Below are 15,425 nucleotides of genomic sequence, written 5' to 3' on the forward strand. Positions count from 1 at the left end.
GAAACGGTTGTTCAAATGGTGAATCCATCATGGCGGGACGGGTATTATCAGGCCCGTGTAAAATCGGTATCTGCGCTAAGTGATACAAGCGTTCAGCTTATTCTCTTGCCACAAAAGCGCTGGCCCCAACATACTGCTGGCCAACATATTGCGCTTACCGTAGAAGTAAACGGCAAGTTAGTTACTCGGGTATTTACTATCGCCAGCGGCCAGAAAAGCCAACTGGATAAAGGTACTATTCGATTGGTTATACGGGTTAAAGAAGACGGGGCGCTAACGCCGTATTTGAGCGCGCTTTCATCGAAATCGGCAACACAAGCGGTATCAAAGGCATCATCAAAGTTGTCAGTGAATATTTCTGCGCCCATGGGCCACTTTATTATGCCAAATGCTGTTATAACAAACGCTGCGCGTTTGAATAAGCCCGAAAACACTTCTTTGAAAGGAGCAATGCCCGAGCAAATCAAACCCGTTGTAATGATAGCTGGCGGCTCAGGCATTACGCCTTTCATCGCTATGCTAGAAGATTTAAACAGTGCAAGTAGCGATAATCTGCAAAGTCGGCCTGTTCACTTACTGTATTTTGCTAAAGAGAATGAGCATCTACTCACAGAAGAGCTTGCCGAACATAAGCGCCTAAATACATACTTCACCTATGAATTACTGTGCCGCCAAAAAGACGGCGGGGTGGAACAGTTTTTGGCTCACCACACTGAAGCACAGTGGATGGTGTGCGGCCCGCAGTCTCTTTATGATGAAGTGGCAAATACACATGCGAACCTTCCCCCTTCTGATGATGTGTCATTAGATAGCGAACATTTTGCAGCATTTCCCGTGGCAACAGCGCAAACCAGTAGTGAGAAAGCCATTTTCTCTTTAAACCATAACGGAAGCTCTCTTTTAGTAGATAACCAGCAAACGCTATTAACACAACTTCAGCAAGCTAACCGACCTGTTACCTACGGATGCGGCATGGGTATTTGTCACCAATGCCAATGTGTGAAAAAACGTGGCGTGGTTCGAGATACACGAACCGGCGCGCTATCAGACAACGCAGAGCAGCTAATTCAACTTTGTGTATCTCAAGCCGTTACCGATTTGGAGCTTCAAGCATGACCGCGACAATTAATACAGACACTGTAAATACAAGCACCGTCAATAAAAGCACGGTTAATAAAAGTATCGTTAATAAGGGCCAAGTATTCAAAGGTTCAAGCTACCGCTTTAATAGTGGAAAAAATGCGAATGAACAGGCTTCACACCGTGCATCAATTAACACAGAAAATAGCAATACAAAGGTACCTGACTATACCAAACTTGCCATTCAGCTTGATGCCGTTAAAACCGACGTGAAAAGTAAAATTGGCAGTGAAGATGCCGCCTACATTAGACGGGTAATATTGGCCCAGCGTGCGTGTGAATGGACCGGCAGAATACTGCTGATGTTAGGGTTTATACAACCTCTGCTGTGGGTAGTAGGTGTGCTGAGTTTAGCAACGGCTAAAATTTTAGATAATATGGAAATTGGTCACAATGTTATGCACGGCCAGTACGACTGGATGAACGATAAGCACATCAACTCCAAAGCCTATGAGTGGGATATTGCCTGTGATGGCTCTAGCTGGAATCGTGTGCATAATTACGAACACCACACCTATACCAATATTATTGGCAAAGACAGAGATTTTGGCTATGGTTTACTGCGTTTGTCGAATGATTTTCGCTGGCGCGTAAAAAACCTATGGCAGTTTATTACCTACGTAATGCTTAGCGTCATGTTTCAATGGGGGGTGTCGTATCATGAGATGGCCGCAGAGCGCGTATTTTTTGGTAAGAAAAAAGACAACCGCAAAAATCAATTGTCACATGCTGAGTTAAAGCGTCGCTTTTTTAGCAAAGGAGCCCGTCAATTAGTTAAAGACTATGTGTTATTTCCTTTGCTAGCCGGCCCGTTCTTTCTTTACGTTTTCACCGGTAACTTGGTGGCTAACTTACTGAGGAATTTATGGACGTCTACCATCATATTTTGCGGGCACTTCACGGGCGATGTGCAAACCTTTAGTGCCCAAGACTGTATTGATGAAACTCAAGGGCAATGGTACTACCGACAAGGGCTTGGTTCGTCCAACATAAAAGGCGGCAAGCTATTTCACGTGCTCACCGGCCACTTGAGCTTTCAGATAGAGCACCATCTGTTTCCAGATATTCCCGCACGCCGCTACAAAGAAATGGCACCGCAGGTACAAGCCATTTTCAAAGAACACGGTATGCATTACAACACGGGCGGATTTTTTAAGCAGTATGCCAGCGTGCTAAAACGCATTGTCCGCTATTCATTTCCGTAAAACAGCTATTTTTGTAGCGCTGCTTTGAACCCTAACCAGCCTGCCATAGCGCTAGCGCTGGTTAGGAATGTTCCCCATGCCCAATCTATTAGCATGATAAACAGGGTAAACCCGTCGATAATGCTGTACGCCGTGAGGTTGTAAGCGCCATAGCTGGCAAGCCCAAGTAAAGCGCCATCAATGCCTGCATACAATAGCGACTTGTCGCGGTTTGCTACCACTGCCAATACAAATACAACAAAGCCATACATAAGATAAAATATTAGCCACGGCCACGTAATAAATTGCGAGCGTAGCAACGGCGCCATTTCGGTTTGATACCAGCTGTCGGCAATGATGCCTAGCCACAGGAAATCGAGCACGCCAAAACAGATAAAAATAGCGAAAAGAGAAACCGCTATGGATTTTGCAAAGTGTTGAATATTTTGAAGCATCTAACATGTCCCTGTTTTATGAATTGTTAGGTATAAATTGGTTAGGTGTAAGTTGGTTAGGTGTAAGTTCGCTAAAAGTCAATTTGTGGAGAGCATCGCTTTAGCTAGTTGGCGCACATACTTTGTTCGGCAACGCCATTTGACACATAAATTGGGCAGTTGAAGAGATTGGTAGATTCTAAGCACATGCCTTCAACCTTCATTCCAGCGGTGACATTGTCGGTTTTTGCCACACACGCCACTGTGCATTGAGAGCTATCAGAACATACATTTCCGGCATCACTGGCGGGCAACACACAAATAGCAGATTGCTTGCTATCATTTTGCTTCCACGTGCCACCCTCTTTTTCACACAGCTCACTGCTTTTTATCGAATATGCCTGCGCAATAAGGGGAAGGTCGTGATCGACGCCTTGCTCTAAATTCTGTAATGCTTCTATATCTATAAATTCTTCATTGGGCTTTGCACCGCAAGCGGCGAGAGTTAAAGTAAAAACAAACGCTAGTAAACGCATATAGAATTCTCTGCTCTTATACTGGTTTTTATCAATGGCTAGGGTTCTGCACTTAGCGCTACAGCACTTCAGAAGGTGTAGTCAATGACTCTATCTCGACCTTGCTGCTTCGCTTGATACAACGCTTGGTCGGCCTGATTTAGCAGCCTGTCGTGATCACTAGCGAACTCGATACTCGCGACACCCGCACTTACGGTAACGCTTAGGTTGTCGGCAATCCAGCTAAAATCGTGTTTTTTAATGGATAAACGAAGCGTATCAATACACTTATTTGCTGTGGCTAAATCAAAGTTTGGCATCAAAACAGTGAATTCTTCTCCGCCCCAACGAGCACAAACAGCGTCAACGGGTAGCGCTTTTTCGATGAGTGCAGCAACTTCTTTTATCACATTATCACCGATGAGATGGGAGTACTGATCGTTAACCTGTTTGAAATGATCGATGTCGATAATCGCTAAACAAAGGGGCTGCATCTTATTTTTAGCTTGAACAAACAATTCAACGACTCGGGCATCGAAGGCCCGTCGATTGGCTATGCCGGTTAATCCATCATGGGTGGCCTGATATTCAAATTGCCTAGTTTGCGATTCAAGTGATTCAGTTTGCGCTAATACTCTTTCTCGTAACAGGGCTTCTGACTTTCGTAAGTGATGAAAACGCAATCTAAACAGCACCAATATACTTAAACAAATAATGACAAACACGCCGAGCTTAAACACAACAGTCTGTGTAAATTTAGGCTGTACAACAAAGCTGATAGGCATACGACTTTCTTGCCATTGTCCATTGGGATAACGAGCTCGCACTTTGAATATATAGTTACCAGGCGCTAGGTTGGTATACTCCGCTAGCCTAACTTGGTCTCGAGTTAGCCACTTTTGGTTGAATCCCACTAGTTTCGTTTGATATTCAATGCGAGAGGGCATCGCAAAACCCAGCCCGGCATATTCAAACGTAATGCGGTCGATATTCGGTGATACTTCAATTGGTTTTTCACTTTGGAGTAACGATATTATTTTACCATCAAGTGAAACCTGCTCAACGTTCACGGGAATGTTGAAACCAGTAATACGTTCTAAGCTTTGAGGCTGTATGTTGGCGAGACCTTTAGCGGTAGCAAGCCAAATGCTATTTTCATCACTAATAAAAAGTGAAGGCTGCGATCCACCGTTCATTTGCATACTTTGCAGGCCGTCGGCCTCTTTGAACTGCTCAAACTGAAGCTGTTTCGATGGGTCTTCCATACATGCTTGTAAGTTTTGACGAGAAACTAAAAAGACACCTTGGTTGGAGCTTATCCACGCACGCTCTTTTTTATCAAATCGGATGGCAAATACTTTGTCTACGGGCAGGCCTTGAGCACGCCCAGCAAGTGTCACTGATTTTGACGCGTAGTCAAAGAAAGCGACGCCCCTATCGGTTGCCATCCAGAGTCCGTCATTGTCGACAAGAAAACTAAACGCATACTGTGCATCAGATCTTTCGGGAAATTTGATGTTATGCACTCGGTTATTGTCAATATAGGCAACGCCTAAACCTGTAGCTACCCAAACTCGACCTAATTTATCTTCTGCTAACCCCATGGTGAAATGGGCAGGTAACCCCCTTGATTCATCAAATTGTTCAAGGCTACCATCGGGGAGCATCCTGACTAAACCGTGTGCTGTGCCAAACCAAACGCTGTCGTCTTTGGCATGTAAAATAGCTCTCACCTCATTACTGGGTAACCCACCATCTCGATTTAGAAAAGGCGTTAACGTCTCATCTTTAAACACCATGACACCATCAGTGTAGGTACCCACTAATACTGCATTGTCAGCGTATTTAGCTAGGCTTAAGACTGAGATAGAACGCTTAAGAGGAGATGATATCGGCGTAAAACGACCGTCTTTTAGCACATCTAGGCCGTTGCTACTGCCAACGAGAATAGTCTCGTTATGCTGCATAACCGTTCGAATGTAGTCGCCGCTTAATCCCTGGCTTTGCGTAAACGTAGTAAACGGCGCACGTCGCAACGCAAAAAGGCCGCCGTTGGTGCCTACCCAAATACTTTTTTCCGCATCTTCAAGCAAAGCGAAAATACGGTTATCTGGAAGCCCAACGTTTGCATCAAGCTTTTCTAGACCAAATCCACTTAACCGATACAAACCATGATTGATGGTGCCAACCCAAATGCTGTTTTGGCTATCCATTAATATACTGCTGATTGATTCCCTTGCCAGTGCTGGATGTAACATTGAGAAACCTTCAGCACTGTGTTGCCACACCCCTTGCTCAGTGCCTACCAGCACGTAGCCATATTGGTTTAGGGTAAAAGTAAAAGATGGGCCGGATAGCGCCGGAATATTGGGCGCTGCCAACTCCACATCATGGTTTTTATAAACATAGAGCCCCGCATTGGTTGCGATCCAAATTCGCTTTTGTCTGTCTTCAATTACCCGGTAGGCGCTGGTATGGGTGAGGAATTGAGCGTCTGTACCATCTGGAAACCTTACCTCAAGTCCACCATCTTCGATTGCTAGCCACACGGTGTTATCGCTACTTTTAAAGCCGTGGTTGATCATTGATGAAGCCGTTTTCTGAGCATTCCATTGCTGTTGGCTGAGAACGGAGAGTCCTCCTCTACTCCCTGCAACCAATAATTCTTGGGAATCTGAGTGATAAAACAGGCTTCGGATCCCTGAGTCAGGCAGGCCTGTTTTTTCTCCCCGTGTGAACACATCGAATTCAACACCATTATATCGCGCCAAGCCTTCCCAAGTGCCGGCCCATAAATAGCCATCTTGAGTCTGTGCGAGCGCGTTTATGGTGTTGTGAGGTAGGCCATCTTGGGTGCCCCATGTTTGAGGAAAGTATCGATTAAGCGGAACGGTAATGACACTGGTACTGACGGCGTAACCAACGCTTGTATGGGGTAGTACGAGCAATAGCAATAAAAGCTTGGCGAACAACGCAAATGGGAGAGAAAAATATTTCAACGGTTTCTCATTTTCAAATAATAATACGACTGCTAGCGTTTGCATGCTCAGGGCATAGAAGGGTTAATCAAGCGCTAGTGTAACCCAAACTAAGCGATGATCAGAACTCGTTTTTCTGTTGGCCACCAAACGATAAAGCTCGCTGTTTTTTGTCGGCCAGAAAACGCCAGCGTCAGTGATGTCGAACTGTGCAGAGGGTAGCACATAATCAGCCCTAGCGCCCCAACTTGCCGTATAGCGGTCACTGTAAGCGACGTTAAATGACTCTGCCCCACCGCGACTTATTGGCAAAACAGTATTATTCACTAATGGGTTTTCCGTTAGTTGCTCAATGACACCCTCACGGTATTTATCGCCTATGTCGGCAGCATTAAAATCACCCACAAGTACAAAGCGCGTATTGTGTTGCAAACTCACCTTGTTGCCGTTGTCATCATAAATATAGCTTCCTTTATCTGGCGATAAGTAATCTGCCATTAAACGAATCTCATCATGATTGCGCTTGCCGTTTCTGTCCTCTTCCCCATCAAAAGACGGCGGCGTTGGGTGCATTGCCAATATATGAATGCTTTCGCCATTAACCAGCACAGGCACATCCCAGTGAGACTTTGAGCTTAGACGCAGCGCCTGCCACTCTTTGGCATCGTACCAAGGCGTCCACTCAGTCTCTTTTTGCTGAGGATTGGGTATGTATGGCTGTTGGGGGTGAGGCATGTGGTGCCATTTGAACCGTTGAAACGTGCGAATATTATCGATGTCGATGGGATATTTCGACAACAGTGCCATACCGTATTGCCCTGGATATAAGCCAAAACCGTAAGCATCACCTCCAAGCTGCTCAGCCCGCCCGTTGTTGTCTAAGTCGAATGGCGTGGCGAGCCCCGTATTGACCGGTGCAATGTACGTATAGGGATAGTCAACAGCCTGCTGACCATTTTGAGAAACATTCAGGTAGTGGCTAATAAAGGCGTCGACACCTTTGGTCTTATCCGCAATATAATCGAACTCATTCAATAGCAGTACGTCTGGATTAACGCGCTGAATAATTTCAGCCACATTTTTAACTTGCGGGTGCTCTCCCGTACTTAGCACTCGTTGAAGCACGTCTATACTCGGTGTGGACTGCTGCGTTACCCCTTGTGAATTTTTCGTTTTTGTTAAAGCCTCAGGATAGTTTCCCGCCTCCATACTGACATTGAATGTAGCGACTTTCAGTGTTTCAGTAGATAGACAGTATGGCGACAGCATAAATAAAAAGGTGAGTAGCGAAGCTCTCATAGTATATTTCCCAATTTATAATTTACCTAAGACGTAAAGATCTAAGACACGTTGTCGTTGAGCATGATGATTTAGGGTGAAATGACCTGACCTAAGACCTAGTGCTTTAGTGCTTTAGTGCTTTAGCGTTTTAGCACAAGATACCAAGTTTTTTATCAAGCCCAAACAATTTATGCCCTCAGCACTGCCGAACACTTCGCTTCAAAAACGCCATACAGAATCACAAACCTCTTAATCATTAATTTTTGGCATTGAGTCGCAATTAACTTATTAAATATAGAAAACAACGCACAAAAAAACTGAAAACTCACTGCTATTCTACAGTCATATTTTCTTCTGGCGACATGTTTTAAGGAGTTGTAATGGCAAACTGGGTTTCCCAAGCGATAAAAAAAATAAATGCGGATTATCAGCGCTCAGCGGACACGCACCTTATCAAACTCGATGCACTCAAACTTAACGGTATCGATATCTACTTAAAAGATGAAAGTACCCATCCAACTGGCAGTTTAAAGCATCGTCTCGCCCGCTCATTATTTTTATATGCCTTGTGTAATGGCAAAATAAATCAACACACTACCGTTGTGGAAGCATCTTCTGGAAGCACCGCGGTATCTGAAGCCTACTTTGCTCGCATGATTGGCGTTCCATTTATCGCCATTATGCCGCGTTCTACTGCCCTTAAAAAAATTGCGCTTATTGAGCAATTTGGAGGCCGCTGTCATTTTGTCGACTGCCCGACACAAATGCACGATGAGGCAATTCATGTGGCTACGCAGAATAACGGTTACTTTATGGATCAGTTCATGTTTGCAGAGCGCGCCACAGATTGGCGAGGAAATAACAACATCGCTGAGAGTATTTTTCACCAAATGGAGGCCGAACCTCACACTATGCCCCATACCATAGTGATGAGTGCGGGCACCGGCGGCACCTCTGCCACCATAGGGCGCTACATTCGCTTCAAAGGTATGGCCTCTAAATTGGTGGTGGTAGACCCAGAGTTCTCCGTGTTTTATGACAGCTATAAACAACGAGACCCCTCATTAACGGCCAATAGAGGCAGTAGGATAGAAGGTATTGGCAGACCCAAAGTAGAAGCTTCATTTCAGGGCGATGTTATCGACGATATGATTCAAGTTCCTGATGCAGCAAGCGTGGCCACCATGCATTGGCTAAATGACACGATGGGTATAAAGGCGGGCCCGTCCACGGGGACAAATTTGTGGGGCGCGCTGGCAGTTGCTCAATCTATGTTAGAAAAAGGGGAGCAGGGCTCTATTGTTACGCTAATGTGCGACAGCGGAGAGCGCTATCTAGATACCTATTATAATCGCGAGTGGCTTGACAAAGAGATAGGCAATACAAGTGACTATGAAGAGATATTAAACGCCCTAGAAGTGGGTTAAGCTATTATTTGTTCATCTCTTAGAAGGTAATCTCTTAGAAGGTAATCTCTTACAAGTTAATGTCACATTGACTAAAAAAGGAATCTGTATGCGAAAGGTCAAAAACGCCATTCTCTGCTCTCTAACCGCTATTTCATTTTTCGCCAGCGCCACATTCAGCGCTAATGCTTCTTTGAACGGTAGCGCTAGTGAGAACGCTAGAGGCCTTGCGACTGGTTTGAAAACTAGCGATACAATGGCTGCTGCACAGGTCAGTGACAACGCAAAAAGCAGTACTAGTGCAGCATATGACTCAAGTAACAGAGATATCAAACAAGATAGTGGCTACGAGAAGGTATTTTCAGACCTCGCTCTTCAATGTATTCATCAAGAATATCCCAATATTATTAAACACACTATGAGCAGCAATGCCGATGCAAAGACGCCAAAAGCCCTTTACCCTGCATTTTATGGCTGTCTCGATTGGCACTCTTCTGTACACGGCCACTGGTTATTGGTTCGCATGCTCAACACCGCAGCCGATAACATTGCCAGAGAAACGATTATTGCCAGTTTAGATAAAAGTTTTAGTCAGCAAAATATCGAGGGTGAAATAGCAACAATACAACGGCCAAATAACAACGCATTCGAACGCCCCTACGGCCTTGCATGGTTCTTACAGCTAACCGCTGAGCTGCGCCAATCGTCGTTGCCTGAATCTGCCGTTTGGCTGTCGCGACTAGAGCCACTAGAAGCTATTATTGTCAAGCGAATAGAAAGTTGGTTACCCAAGCTCGCCTACCCCATACGCACAGGCGAACACAGTCAAACTGCCTTTGCATTTGGCTTAATGCTAGATTGGAGTCGAATTGCAAACAATGAGCCTTTTGAAGCCCTGCTTACATCAAGAATAAAAGATTATTATAAAAGCGATACCCGCTGCCCAATCAGCTATGAGCCATCGGGGCAAGACTTTCTTTCACCCTGCTTGGCAGAAGCGGATTTAATGCGCCGAGTTTTATCTAAAAAAGAATACGGCGAATGGCTTACAGACTTCTTCCCTACGCTTAACAGCACAAGCAACAATTGGTTGCAGCCCGCTACGGTAACCGATAAATCTGATGGAAAATTAGCACATTTAGACGGTTTAAATATCAGCAGAGCGTGGATGATTGAGGGTATGATAAACGCGTTAGATATTAATGATCCGCGAGTAGGCGCTTTGCAAAATGTGATGAAAGCACATCGCGATGCAGGACTCAATGCAGTCCTTGAAGATATGCACTATATGGGAAGCCACTGGCTTGGTAGTTTCGCAAGCTATCTGGAAACGTCGAGAGGTATTGAGTAAACACCTGCGCAGACACTGCTGTGAGAAAATACAATTGCTAGCTAAAGTGAACACTCATTTGCTGATTGAATTCGCTAAAGCGCGGTACAACGGCTGGCAATGAATAGACTAAACACTGTTCTTTTGAATCTTAAATCGAACATTTTCAGAGGCATTAACAGCCATTTCAATTTTAATGAGTACCAAGAGCGCAAATAGAAACCAAAGGTTTTGATCGAACCAGCCCCAGCATGAAGAAAGAGCGACAAAGATGCTGTTAAACAAAAACGTTTTCATAATATTCCTTTAAACTCAAATTTTAGAAAAGCTGGGATACACTACTGCATCCCGCAAATTTTTGGTTTTACTGGGAGCACACATAAGCACCAAAGCCAGCACCAGCCATTGCACCAGCAACTCCAAAAATGCCTAAACTGGCTCCTACAACGCTTGCAGTTACGCAATTAAACAGAGAGTTGTCACGTCTCCCGCCAGTGCGGCTTTCTCGCATTCGTTGAATTTCCAGTCGTCTTGCGCTATTTCCACCACACACGGCATCTATCTCTGAACTTATCAATTCCTTCATTATTTATTCCTTATTAAATTGTTTCCATTTTCTAAAAAGCTCAATAATTAAGCTTTCAGCTAAAGTATGCCTAAGTTTTACCGGCTTTCTACTGCACCTAAGCCTATAAAATAGATGGAATTACAAAAGCAAAAGCCTGATTCACCTGCGCTCAGGATCTGGAGATTAGCGTCGAGAATGGTACAGAAGTATCAAGACAATTAGATATGAATTAGACCAACAGATATATCGAATTGAACTAGGCATTTGAGGTAATAGTGATGGGAGAAAAGCGCGGCTCTGTAGCTGCGCCCATAGTTTAAAATAAGTCTAAAACTAGAAACGCGATCGGCTAGATCGTTGAACTATTTATCAGCTAGCTTACGCGCAAGCTCTGCGGTGTCTTTGCCTAAGTTTTCAAGCTGTTTTATTGTCTTTTCATCGCTTACGCTGCCAGAATCATCAAGTAAGGTGTTTACTTTCGCAATGGCCTTTTGATTTGGGCTAACAATAACGCCGATGTTTTCTAACAGCATTCTAAGCACTACCAGCACTCTTAAGCCGCCTAACCCACCAGCAGAGGCAGCCATAATACCAGCAACTTTTCCTTTGAATGCTTGAAGCGGCTTTTCACCTTCACTCATTCTAGAAGCCCAGTCGATAGCGTTTTTCAGCAAAGCAGGATAGCTGGAATTATATTCAGGCGAAGCAATAAGAAAACCATCGTGCTCCATTAATAAAGCTTTAAACGCTAATGCCTTTTCTGGAATACCAAACTCAGCCTCTTCGTCTTCATTGAATATTGGCATTTGATAATCAGCTAGGTTGATAACGGTTACATCGGCCCCTGCTTCTTTTGCCCCTTCAGCGGCGACTTTTACGATAGCATTATTAAAAGAACCGTCTCGAGTACTACCAGCGAATGCGAGTATTTTTGTCATTGGTTTTCCTATTGTTGTTTTGTCGTTAATGATTTGTCGTTATTTTTTGTAATGGCCACGCTGTTTTTACTATCAGCTTTTATATAAAAAAGCTGACCGGTATACGCGCTTCGATATAAGCTTCAATCCGTAAAGACAAAGCCTTGTTGACCTAGCTTGCAGAAATGAAAAAGGCTGGCATTACTGCCAGCCTCTTTCTCATATACTTAGTTTATACTGTGCAATGTATGACGTAGATTACATTTTTTCTAGTGTTTCGATACCGAGAAGGGTCAAACCTTTTTCCAACGTATTGGCAACTAAAGCTGACAATGCCAACCGGCTGTCGCGAACTGTTGGCTCTATGCCGTCTTTTAGCATTGGGCACGCCTCGTAAAACGTCATAAAGGCCGATGCCACATCGTACAGATAAGTACAAAGAATATGCGGCGTTGCCTCACGAGACACCATGCTGATAACTTCTTCAAATTGTAAAAGAAGTACAGCTAGCGCATGCTCTTGTTTCTCAACCAATGAGATATCAACCGGCATAGACGCCATGTCTACCCCAGCCTTTCTAAATAAACTTTTCACTCGAGTATAAGCATACTGTAGGTAAGGCGCTGTGTTGCCTTCAAAACTCAACATCGAGTCCCAGTTAAACATATAGTCAGTGGTACGATTCTTAGATAGGTCGGCATATTTCACCGCACCGATACCTACTTTGTAGGCTACTTCATTCAGTTCGTCTTCGCTTAAATCGTTGTCACGTTCAGCAATCAGTTTGCCTGCGCGCTCAATAGCTTCATCTAGCAGTTCTACCAACTTAACCGTTCCACCCGTACGCGTTTTAAAAGGCTTGCCATCGCTGCCTAACATCATACCAAACGGACAGTGCTCATAGGTTTGTGTTTCAAGCATAAAGCCCGCTTTGCGGCCTACAATTTCAGTTTGCTTAAAGTGCAACGCCTGACGGGCATCGGTAAGTATCAGCGTACGATCGGCATTTAGCTTAGTGCTGCGATAGCGCATTGCTGCAAGGTCGGTTGTGGCATAAAGGTATCCGCCGCCAGATTTTTGAACGATATAAACAGCAGGATTACCTTCCTTGTCGGCAAGTTCAGGAATAAACACCACCTGCGCGCCTTGGTCTTCAACAGCAATCCCTTTTGCTTTAAGGTCGGCAATGACATTAGCCAGATCGCTGTTGTACGCCGATTCACCCATAATATCGTTGCGAGTTAGACTGACATTAAGCTTTTTGTACACTTCTTCTGAGTGAGTAATCGATACATCGATAAACTTCTCCCAAAGTGCTAAACACTGCTTGTCTCCGCCTTGAAGTTTCACTACGTACTCTCTAGCACGATCGGCAAAACCATCTTCTTCATCAAAACGAACCTTAGCTTCGCGATAAAAGTCTTCTAGGTCAGACAGCGCGGTTTCAGCCACTTCTTCTTGAAGCTTGTCAGACAGGTGTGCCAACAGCATTCCAAACTGTGTACCCCAGTCGCCCATGTGGTTTTGGCGAATGACCTTATGCCCTAAAAACTCAAGTACTTTCACTACCGCGTCACCGATAATAGTGGTTCGCAAATGCCCCACGTGCATTTCTTTAGCTAAGTTTGGTGAAGAATAATCGACAACAATATTTTGTTCATCCGACTTAGCGATGCCCAAGCGAGGGTCAGCGAGTGAAGTTTCGCATTGGCTAGCAAGCCATTCGTCACTCATATGAATGTTGATGAAGCCTGGGCCGGCGACTTCTAGTTTTGAAGATACGTCGTCAAGTTCTACTATTTCGACGATTTTATCTGCAATGTCGCGCGGCTTTTGGCGCAATTGCTTAGCCAACGCCATAGCGCCGTTAAACTGATACTCACCAAATTCTGGGCGAGCACTGCGAGAAACGGGAATAGGCGCGTTTTCAACGCCCATTTTTTGAAGTGCTTCGCTGAATCGGTTAACTAATAGAGCATGTATATTCATAGTGTGTTCTTAATTTTCGCGCGTGTTCGTAAACTGAATGTCTGGGTAGCGCTCTTGCGCTAACTGAAGGTTCACCATAGTCGGTGCAATGTACGTGAGGTTATCTCCGCCATCTAGTGCAAGGTTTTGCTCACCCTTTCGACGAAACTCGTCTAGTTTTTTCTCGTTCTCAGAATAAACCCAGCGCGCTGTACTTACATTGATATGCTCATACAAGGCTTCAACGTTGTACTCGGCCTTAAGACGCGCAACCACCACATCAAACTGAAGCACACCAACGGCGCCAACAATAAGGTCGTTATTCGCGAGCGGACGAAACACCTGAACCGCGCCTTCTTCTGAAAGCTGTATAAGGCCTTTCAACAATTGTTTTTGCTTAAGGGGATCTTTTAAACGAATACGTTTAAATAGTTCGGGAGCAAAATTAGGAATACCGCTGAATCGATAGTTATCGCCAGAAGTAAAAGTATCGCCTATGCGAATAGTGCCGTGGTTGTGTAAACCGATAATGTCGCCAGCATAGGCTTCTTCAAGTAAAGAGCGGTCGCCGGCTAAAAACGTAAGCGCATCAGAAATACGAACGTCTTTACCTAAACGACTGTTGCGCATTTTCATGCCTTTTTCGTATTTACCCGACACAATTCGGCAAAACGCAATTCGGTCACGGTGTTTTGGGTCCATGTTAGCTTGTATTTTAAATACAAACCCGCTGAACTTGGCGTCTTTGCTGTCAACTTTCCCTGATTCTGTCTCACGACCTAAAGGCTCTGGCGCCCACTCAACTAAGCCATCGAGCATGTGATCAACGCCAAAGTTACCTAGTGCAGTGCCAAAAAATACGGGGGTTAATTGCCCCTCTAAAAAAAGCTCTTTATCGAAGTCGTTTGACGCACCGCGCACTAATTCGAGTTCATCGCGCAGTGTATCTGCTAACTCGCTGCTTACTGCCTCATCAAGCTCAGGGTTATTCAGCCCTTTGATGGTGCGTACTTCTTGAATGGTGTGACCTTGACCACTTTGGTACAACACGGTTTCGTCGCGATACAGATGATAAGTACCTTTAAATCGCTTTCCGCTGCCAATAGGCCATGTAATAGGAGCGCAAAGAATATCAAGCTCGGTTTCAACTTCATCAAGCAGTTCTAACGGGTCGCGAATGTCACGGTCGAGCTTGTTCATAAAAGTAACGATTGGCGTGTCGCGCAGACGAGTCACTTCCATCAACTTACGGGTTCTATCTTCTACCCCTTTCGCGGCATCAATAACCATTAAGCAGGAGTCAACGGCGGTAAGCGTACGATAAGTATCTTCAGAGAAATCTTCGTGCCCCGGGGTATCGAGTAGGTTCACTAAGTGGTCGTTGTAAGGAAATTGCATAACGGAAGTCGTCACGGAGATACCACGCTCTTTTTCCATTTCCATCCAATCTGATTTGGCATGCTGGCCCGACTTTTTTCCCTTAACCGTACCTGCGGTTTGAAGAGCACGACCGAACAACAACACTTTTTCGGTAATGGTGGTTTTACCCGCATCAGGGTGTGAAATGATTGCAAACGTACGTCGCTTTCCTATTTCTTCAAGAAGCTTTAGATCTGACATTAATAATAATCTTTTTTGTGCTTTTGGATGTCGTGTTGATTAGCCAACTCGACTCCGACATTTGAACCACAATGCATTGAATTT

Annotated in this window: 12 protein-coding genes; 4 read left to right on the forward strand and 8 right to left on the reverse strand. The window is 44.7% G+C overall.

Translation table 11 applies throughout. The features are described 5' to 3' along the window. The first annotated feature begins 15 nt into the window (after nt 1-15). Both V7R39_RS00650 and V7R39_RS00655 read left to right on the forward strand, forming a co-directional pair. Nucleotides 16-1,116, forward strand: a complete 1,101-nt coding sequence (locus V7R39_RS00650) for a flavin reductase family protein (protein ID WP_438823498.1) — start codon at nt 16-18, stop codon at nt 1,114-1,116. Further along, nucleotides 1,113-2,345, forward strand: coding sequence for a fatty acid desaturase family protein (locus V7R39_RS00655; RefSeq protein ID WP_334027176.1), 1,233 nt, complete (start codon nt 1,113-1,115; stop codon nt 2,343-2,345). Before V7R39_RS00650 ends, V7R39_RS00655 begins: the two co-directional genes overlap by 4 nt. A gap of 5 nt (nt 2,346-2,350) precedes the next feature. On the opposite strand, the gene V7R39_RS00660 is transcribed toward V7R39_RS00655, so the two are convergent. The 4 genes from V7R39_RS00660 to V7R39_RS00675 all read right to left on the reverse strand — a co-directional run bounded on the left by V7R39_RS00660 (nt 2,351) and on the right by V7R39_RS00675 (nt 7,550). After that, entirely contained in the window at nt 2,351-2,779 is a 429-nt protein-coding gene (locus V7R39_RS00660; protein ID WP_334027178.1) for a DUF2177 family protein, read from the reverse strand. 104 nt (nt 2,780-2,883) lie between these two features. Further along, nucleotides 2,884-3,294: a hypothetical protein gene (locus V7R39_RS00665; protein ID WP_334027180.1), complete on the reverse strand. Its 411-nt coding sequence runs from the start codon at nt 3,292-3,294 to the stop codon at nt 2,884-2,886. Between the two features lie 68 nt (nt 3,295-3,362). Next, entirely contained in the window at nt 3,363-6,272 is a 2,910-nt protein-coding gene (locus V7R39_RS00670) for a ligand-binding sensor domain-containing diguanylate cyclase (RefSeq protein ID WP_334027182.1), read from the reverse strand. Nucleotides 6,273-6,335: 63 nt separating this feature from the next. Beyond that, the gene (locus V7R39_RS00675; protein ID WP_334027184.1) at nt 6,336-7,550 is read right to left on the reverse strand and encodes an endonuclease/exonuclease/phosphatase family protein; all 1,215 of its coding nucleotides are present in this window, start codon (nt 7,548-7,550) and stop codon (nt 6,336-6,338) included. Between the two features lie 362 nt (nt 7,551-7,912). Here V7R39_RS00675 and V7R39_RS00680 point away from each other — a divergent pair, with 362 nt between their 5' ends. Then, entirely contained in the window at nt 7,913-8,959 is a 1,047-nt protein-coding gene (locus V7R39_RS00680; protein WP_334027186.1) for a PLP-dependent cysteine synthase family protein, read from the forward strand. 88 nt (nt 8,960-9,047) lie between these two features. Beyond that, nucleotides 9,048-10,289 carry a DUF2891 domain-containing protein gene (locus V7R39_RS00685; RefSeq protein ID WP_334027187.1) on the forward strand — a complete coding sequence of 414 codons (1,242 nt, stop codon included), beginning with the start codon at nt 9,048-9,050 and terminating at the stop codon, nt 10,287-10,289. Nucleotides 10,290-10,632: 343 nt separating this feature from the next. On the opposite strand, the gene V7R39_RS00690 is transcribed toward V7R39_RS00685, so the two are convergent. The 4 genes from V7R39_RS00690 to prfC all read right to left on the reverse strand — a co-directional run bounded on the left by V7R39_RS00690 (nt 10,633) and on the right by prfC (nt 15,341). Next, entirely contained in the window at nt 10,633-10,854 is a 222-nt protein-coding gene (locus V7R39_RS00690) for a hypothetical protein (protein WP_334027189.1), read from the reverse strand. A gap of 344 nt (nt 10,855-11,198) precedes the next feature. Beyond that, nucleotides 11,199-11,774, reverse strand: coding sequence for an NADPH-dependent FMN reductase (locus V7R39_RS00695; RefSeq protein ID WP_334027191.1), 576 nt, complete (start codon nt 11,772-11,774; stop codon nt 11,199-11,201). A 237-nt stretch (nt 11,775-12,011) separates the two neighbouring features. After that, nucleotides 12,012-13,742 carry an arginine--tRNA ligase gene (gene argS / locus V7R39_RS00700; RefSeq protein ID WP_334027193.1) on the reverse strand — a complete coding sequence of 577 codons (1,731 nt, stop codon included), beginning with the start codon at nt 13,740-13,742 and terminating at the stop codon, nt 12,012-12,014. A 9-nt stretch (nt 13,743-13,751) separates the two neighbouring features. After that, a complete protein-coding gene (gene prfC / locus V7R39_RS00705) occupies nt 13,752-15,341 on the reverse strand; it encodes a peptide chain release factor 3 (RefSeq protein ID WP_334027195.1) in 1,590 nt (529 codons plus the stop codon). Nucleotides 15,342-15,425 lie beyond the last annotated feature (84 nt).

The organism is Alteromonas sp. P256 (assembly GCF_036864455.1).
Lineage (GTDB): Bacteria > Pseudomonadota > Gammaproteobacteria > Enterobacterales > Alteromonadaceae > Alteromonas.

Excerpts from the sequence above, each read along its gene's own strand:
- V7R39_RS00650 (WP_438823498.1), top strand. The coding sequence starts at position 16 with ATGGTGAATCCATCATGGCGGGACGGGTATTATCAGGCCCGTGTAAAA.
- V7R39_RS00655 (WP_334027176.1), top strand. The coding sequence starts at position 1,113 with ATGACCGCGACAATTAATACAGACACTGTAAATACAAGCACCGTCAAT.
- V7R39_RS00660 (WP_334027178.1), bottom strand. The coding sequence starts at position 2,779 with ATGCTTCAAAATATTCAACACTTTGCAAAATCCATAGCGGTTTCTCTT.
- V7R39_RS00665 (WP_334027180.1), bottom strand. The coding sequence starts at position 3,294 with ATGCGTTTACTAGCGTTTGTTTTTACTTTAACTCTCGCCGCTTGCGGT.
- V7R39_RS00675 (WP_334027184.1), bottom strand. The coding sequence starts at position 7,550 with ATGAGAGCTTCGCTACTCACCTTTTTATTTATGCTGTCGCCATACTGT.
- V7R39_RS00680 (WP_334027186.1), top strand. The coding sequence starts at position 7,913 with ATGGCAAACTGGGTTTCCCAAGCGATAAAAAAAATAAATGCGGATTAT.
- V7R39_RS00685 (WP_334027187.1), top strand. The coding sequence starts at position 9,048 with ATGCGAAAGGTCAAAAACGCCATTCTCTGCTCTCTAACCGCTATTTCA.
- V7R39_RS00690 (WP_334027189.1), bottom strand. The coding sequence starts at position 10,854 with ATGAAGGAATTGATAAGTTCAGAGATAGATGCCGTGTGTGGTGGAAAT.
- V7R39_RS00695 (WP_334027191.1), bottom strand. The coding sequence starts at position 11,774 with ATGACAAAAATACTCGCATTCGCTGGTAGTACTCGAGACGGTTCTTTT.
- argS (WP_334027193.1), bottom strand. The coding sequence starts at position 13,742 with ATGAATATACATGCTCTATTAGTTAACCGATTCAGCGAAGCACTTCAA.
- prfC (WP_334027195.1), bottom strand. The coding sequence starts at position 15,341 with ATGTCAGATCTAAAGCTTCTTGAAGAAATAGGAAAGCGACGTACGTTT.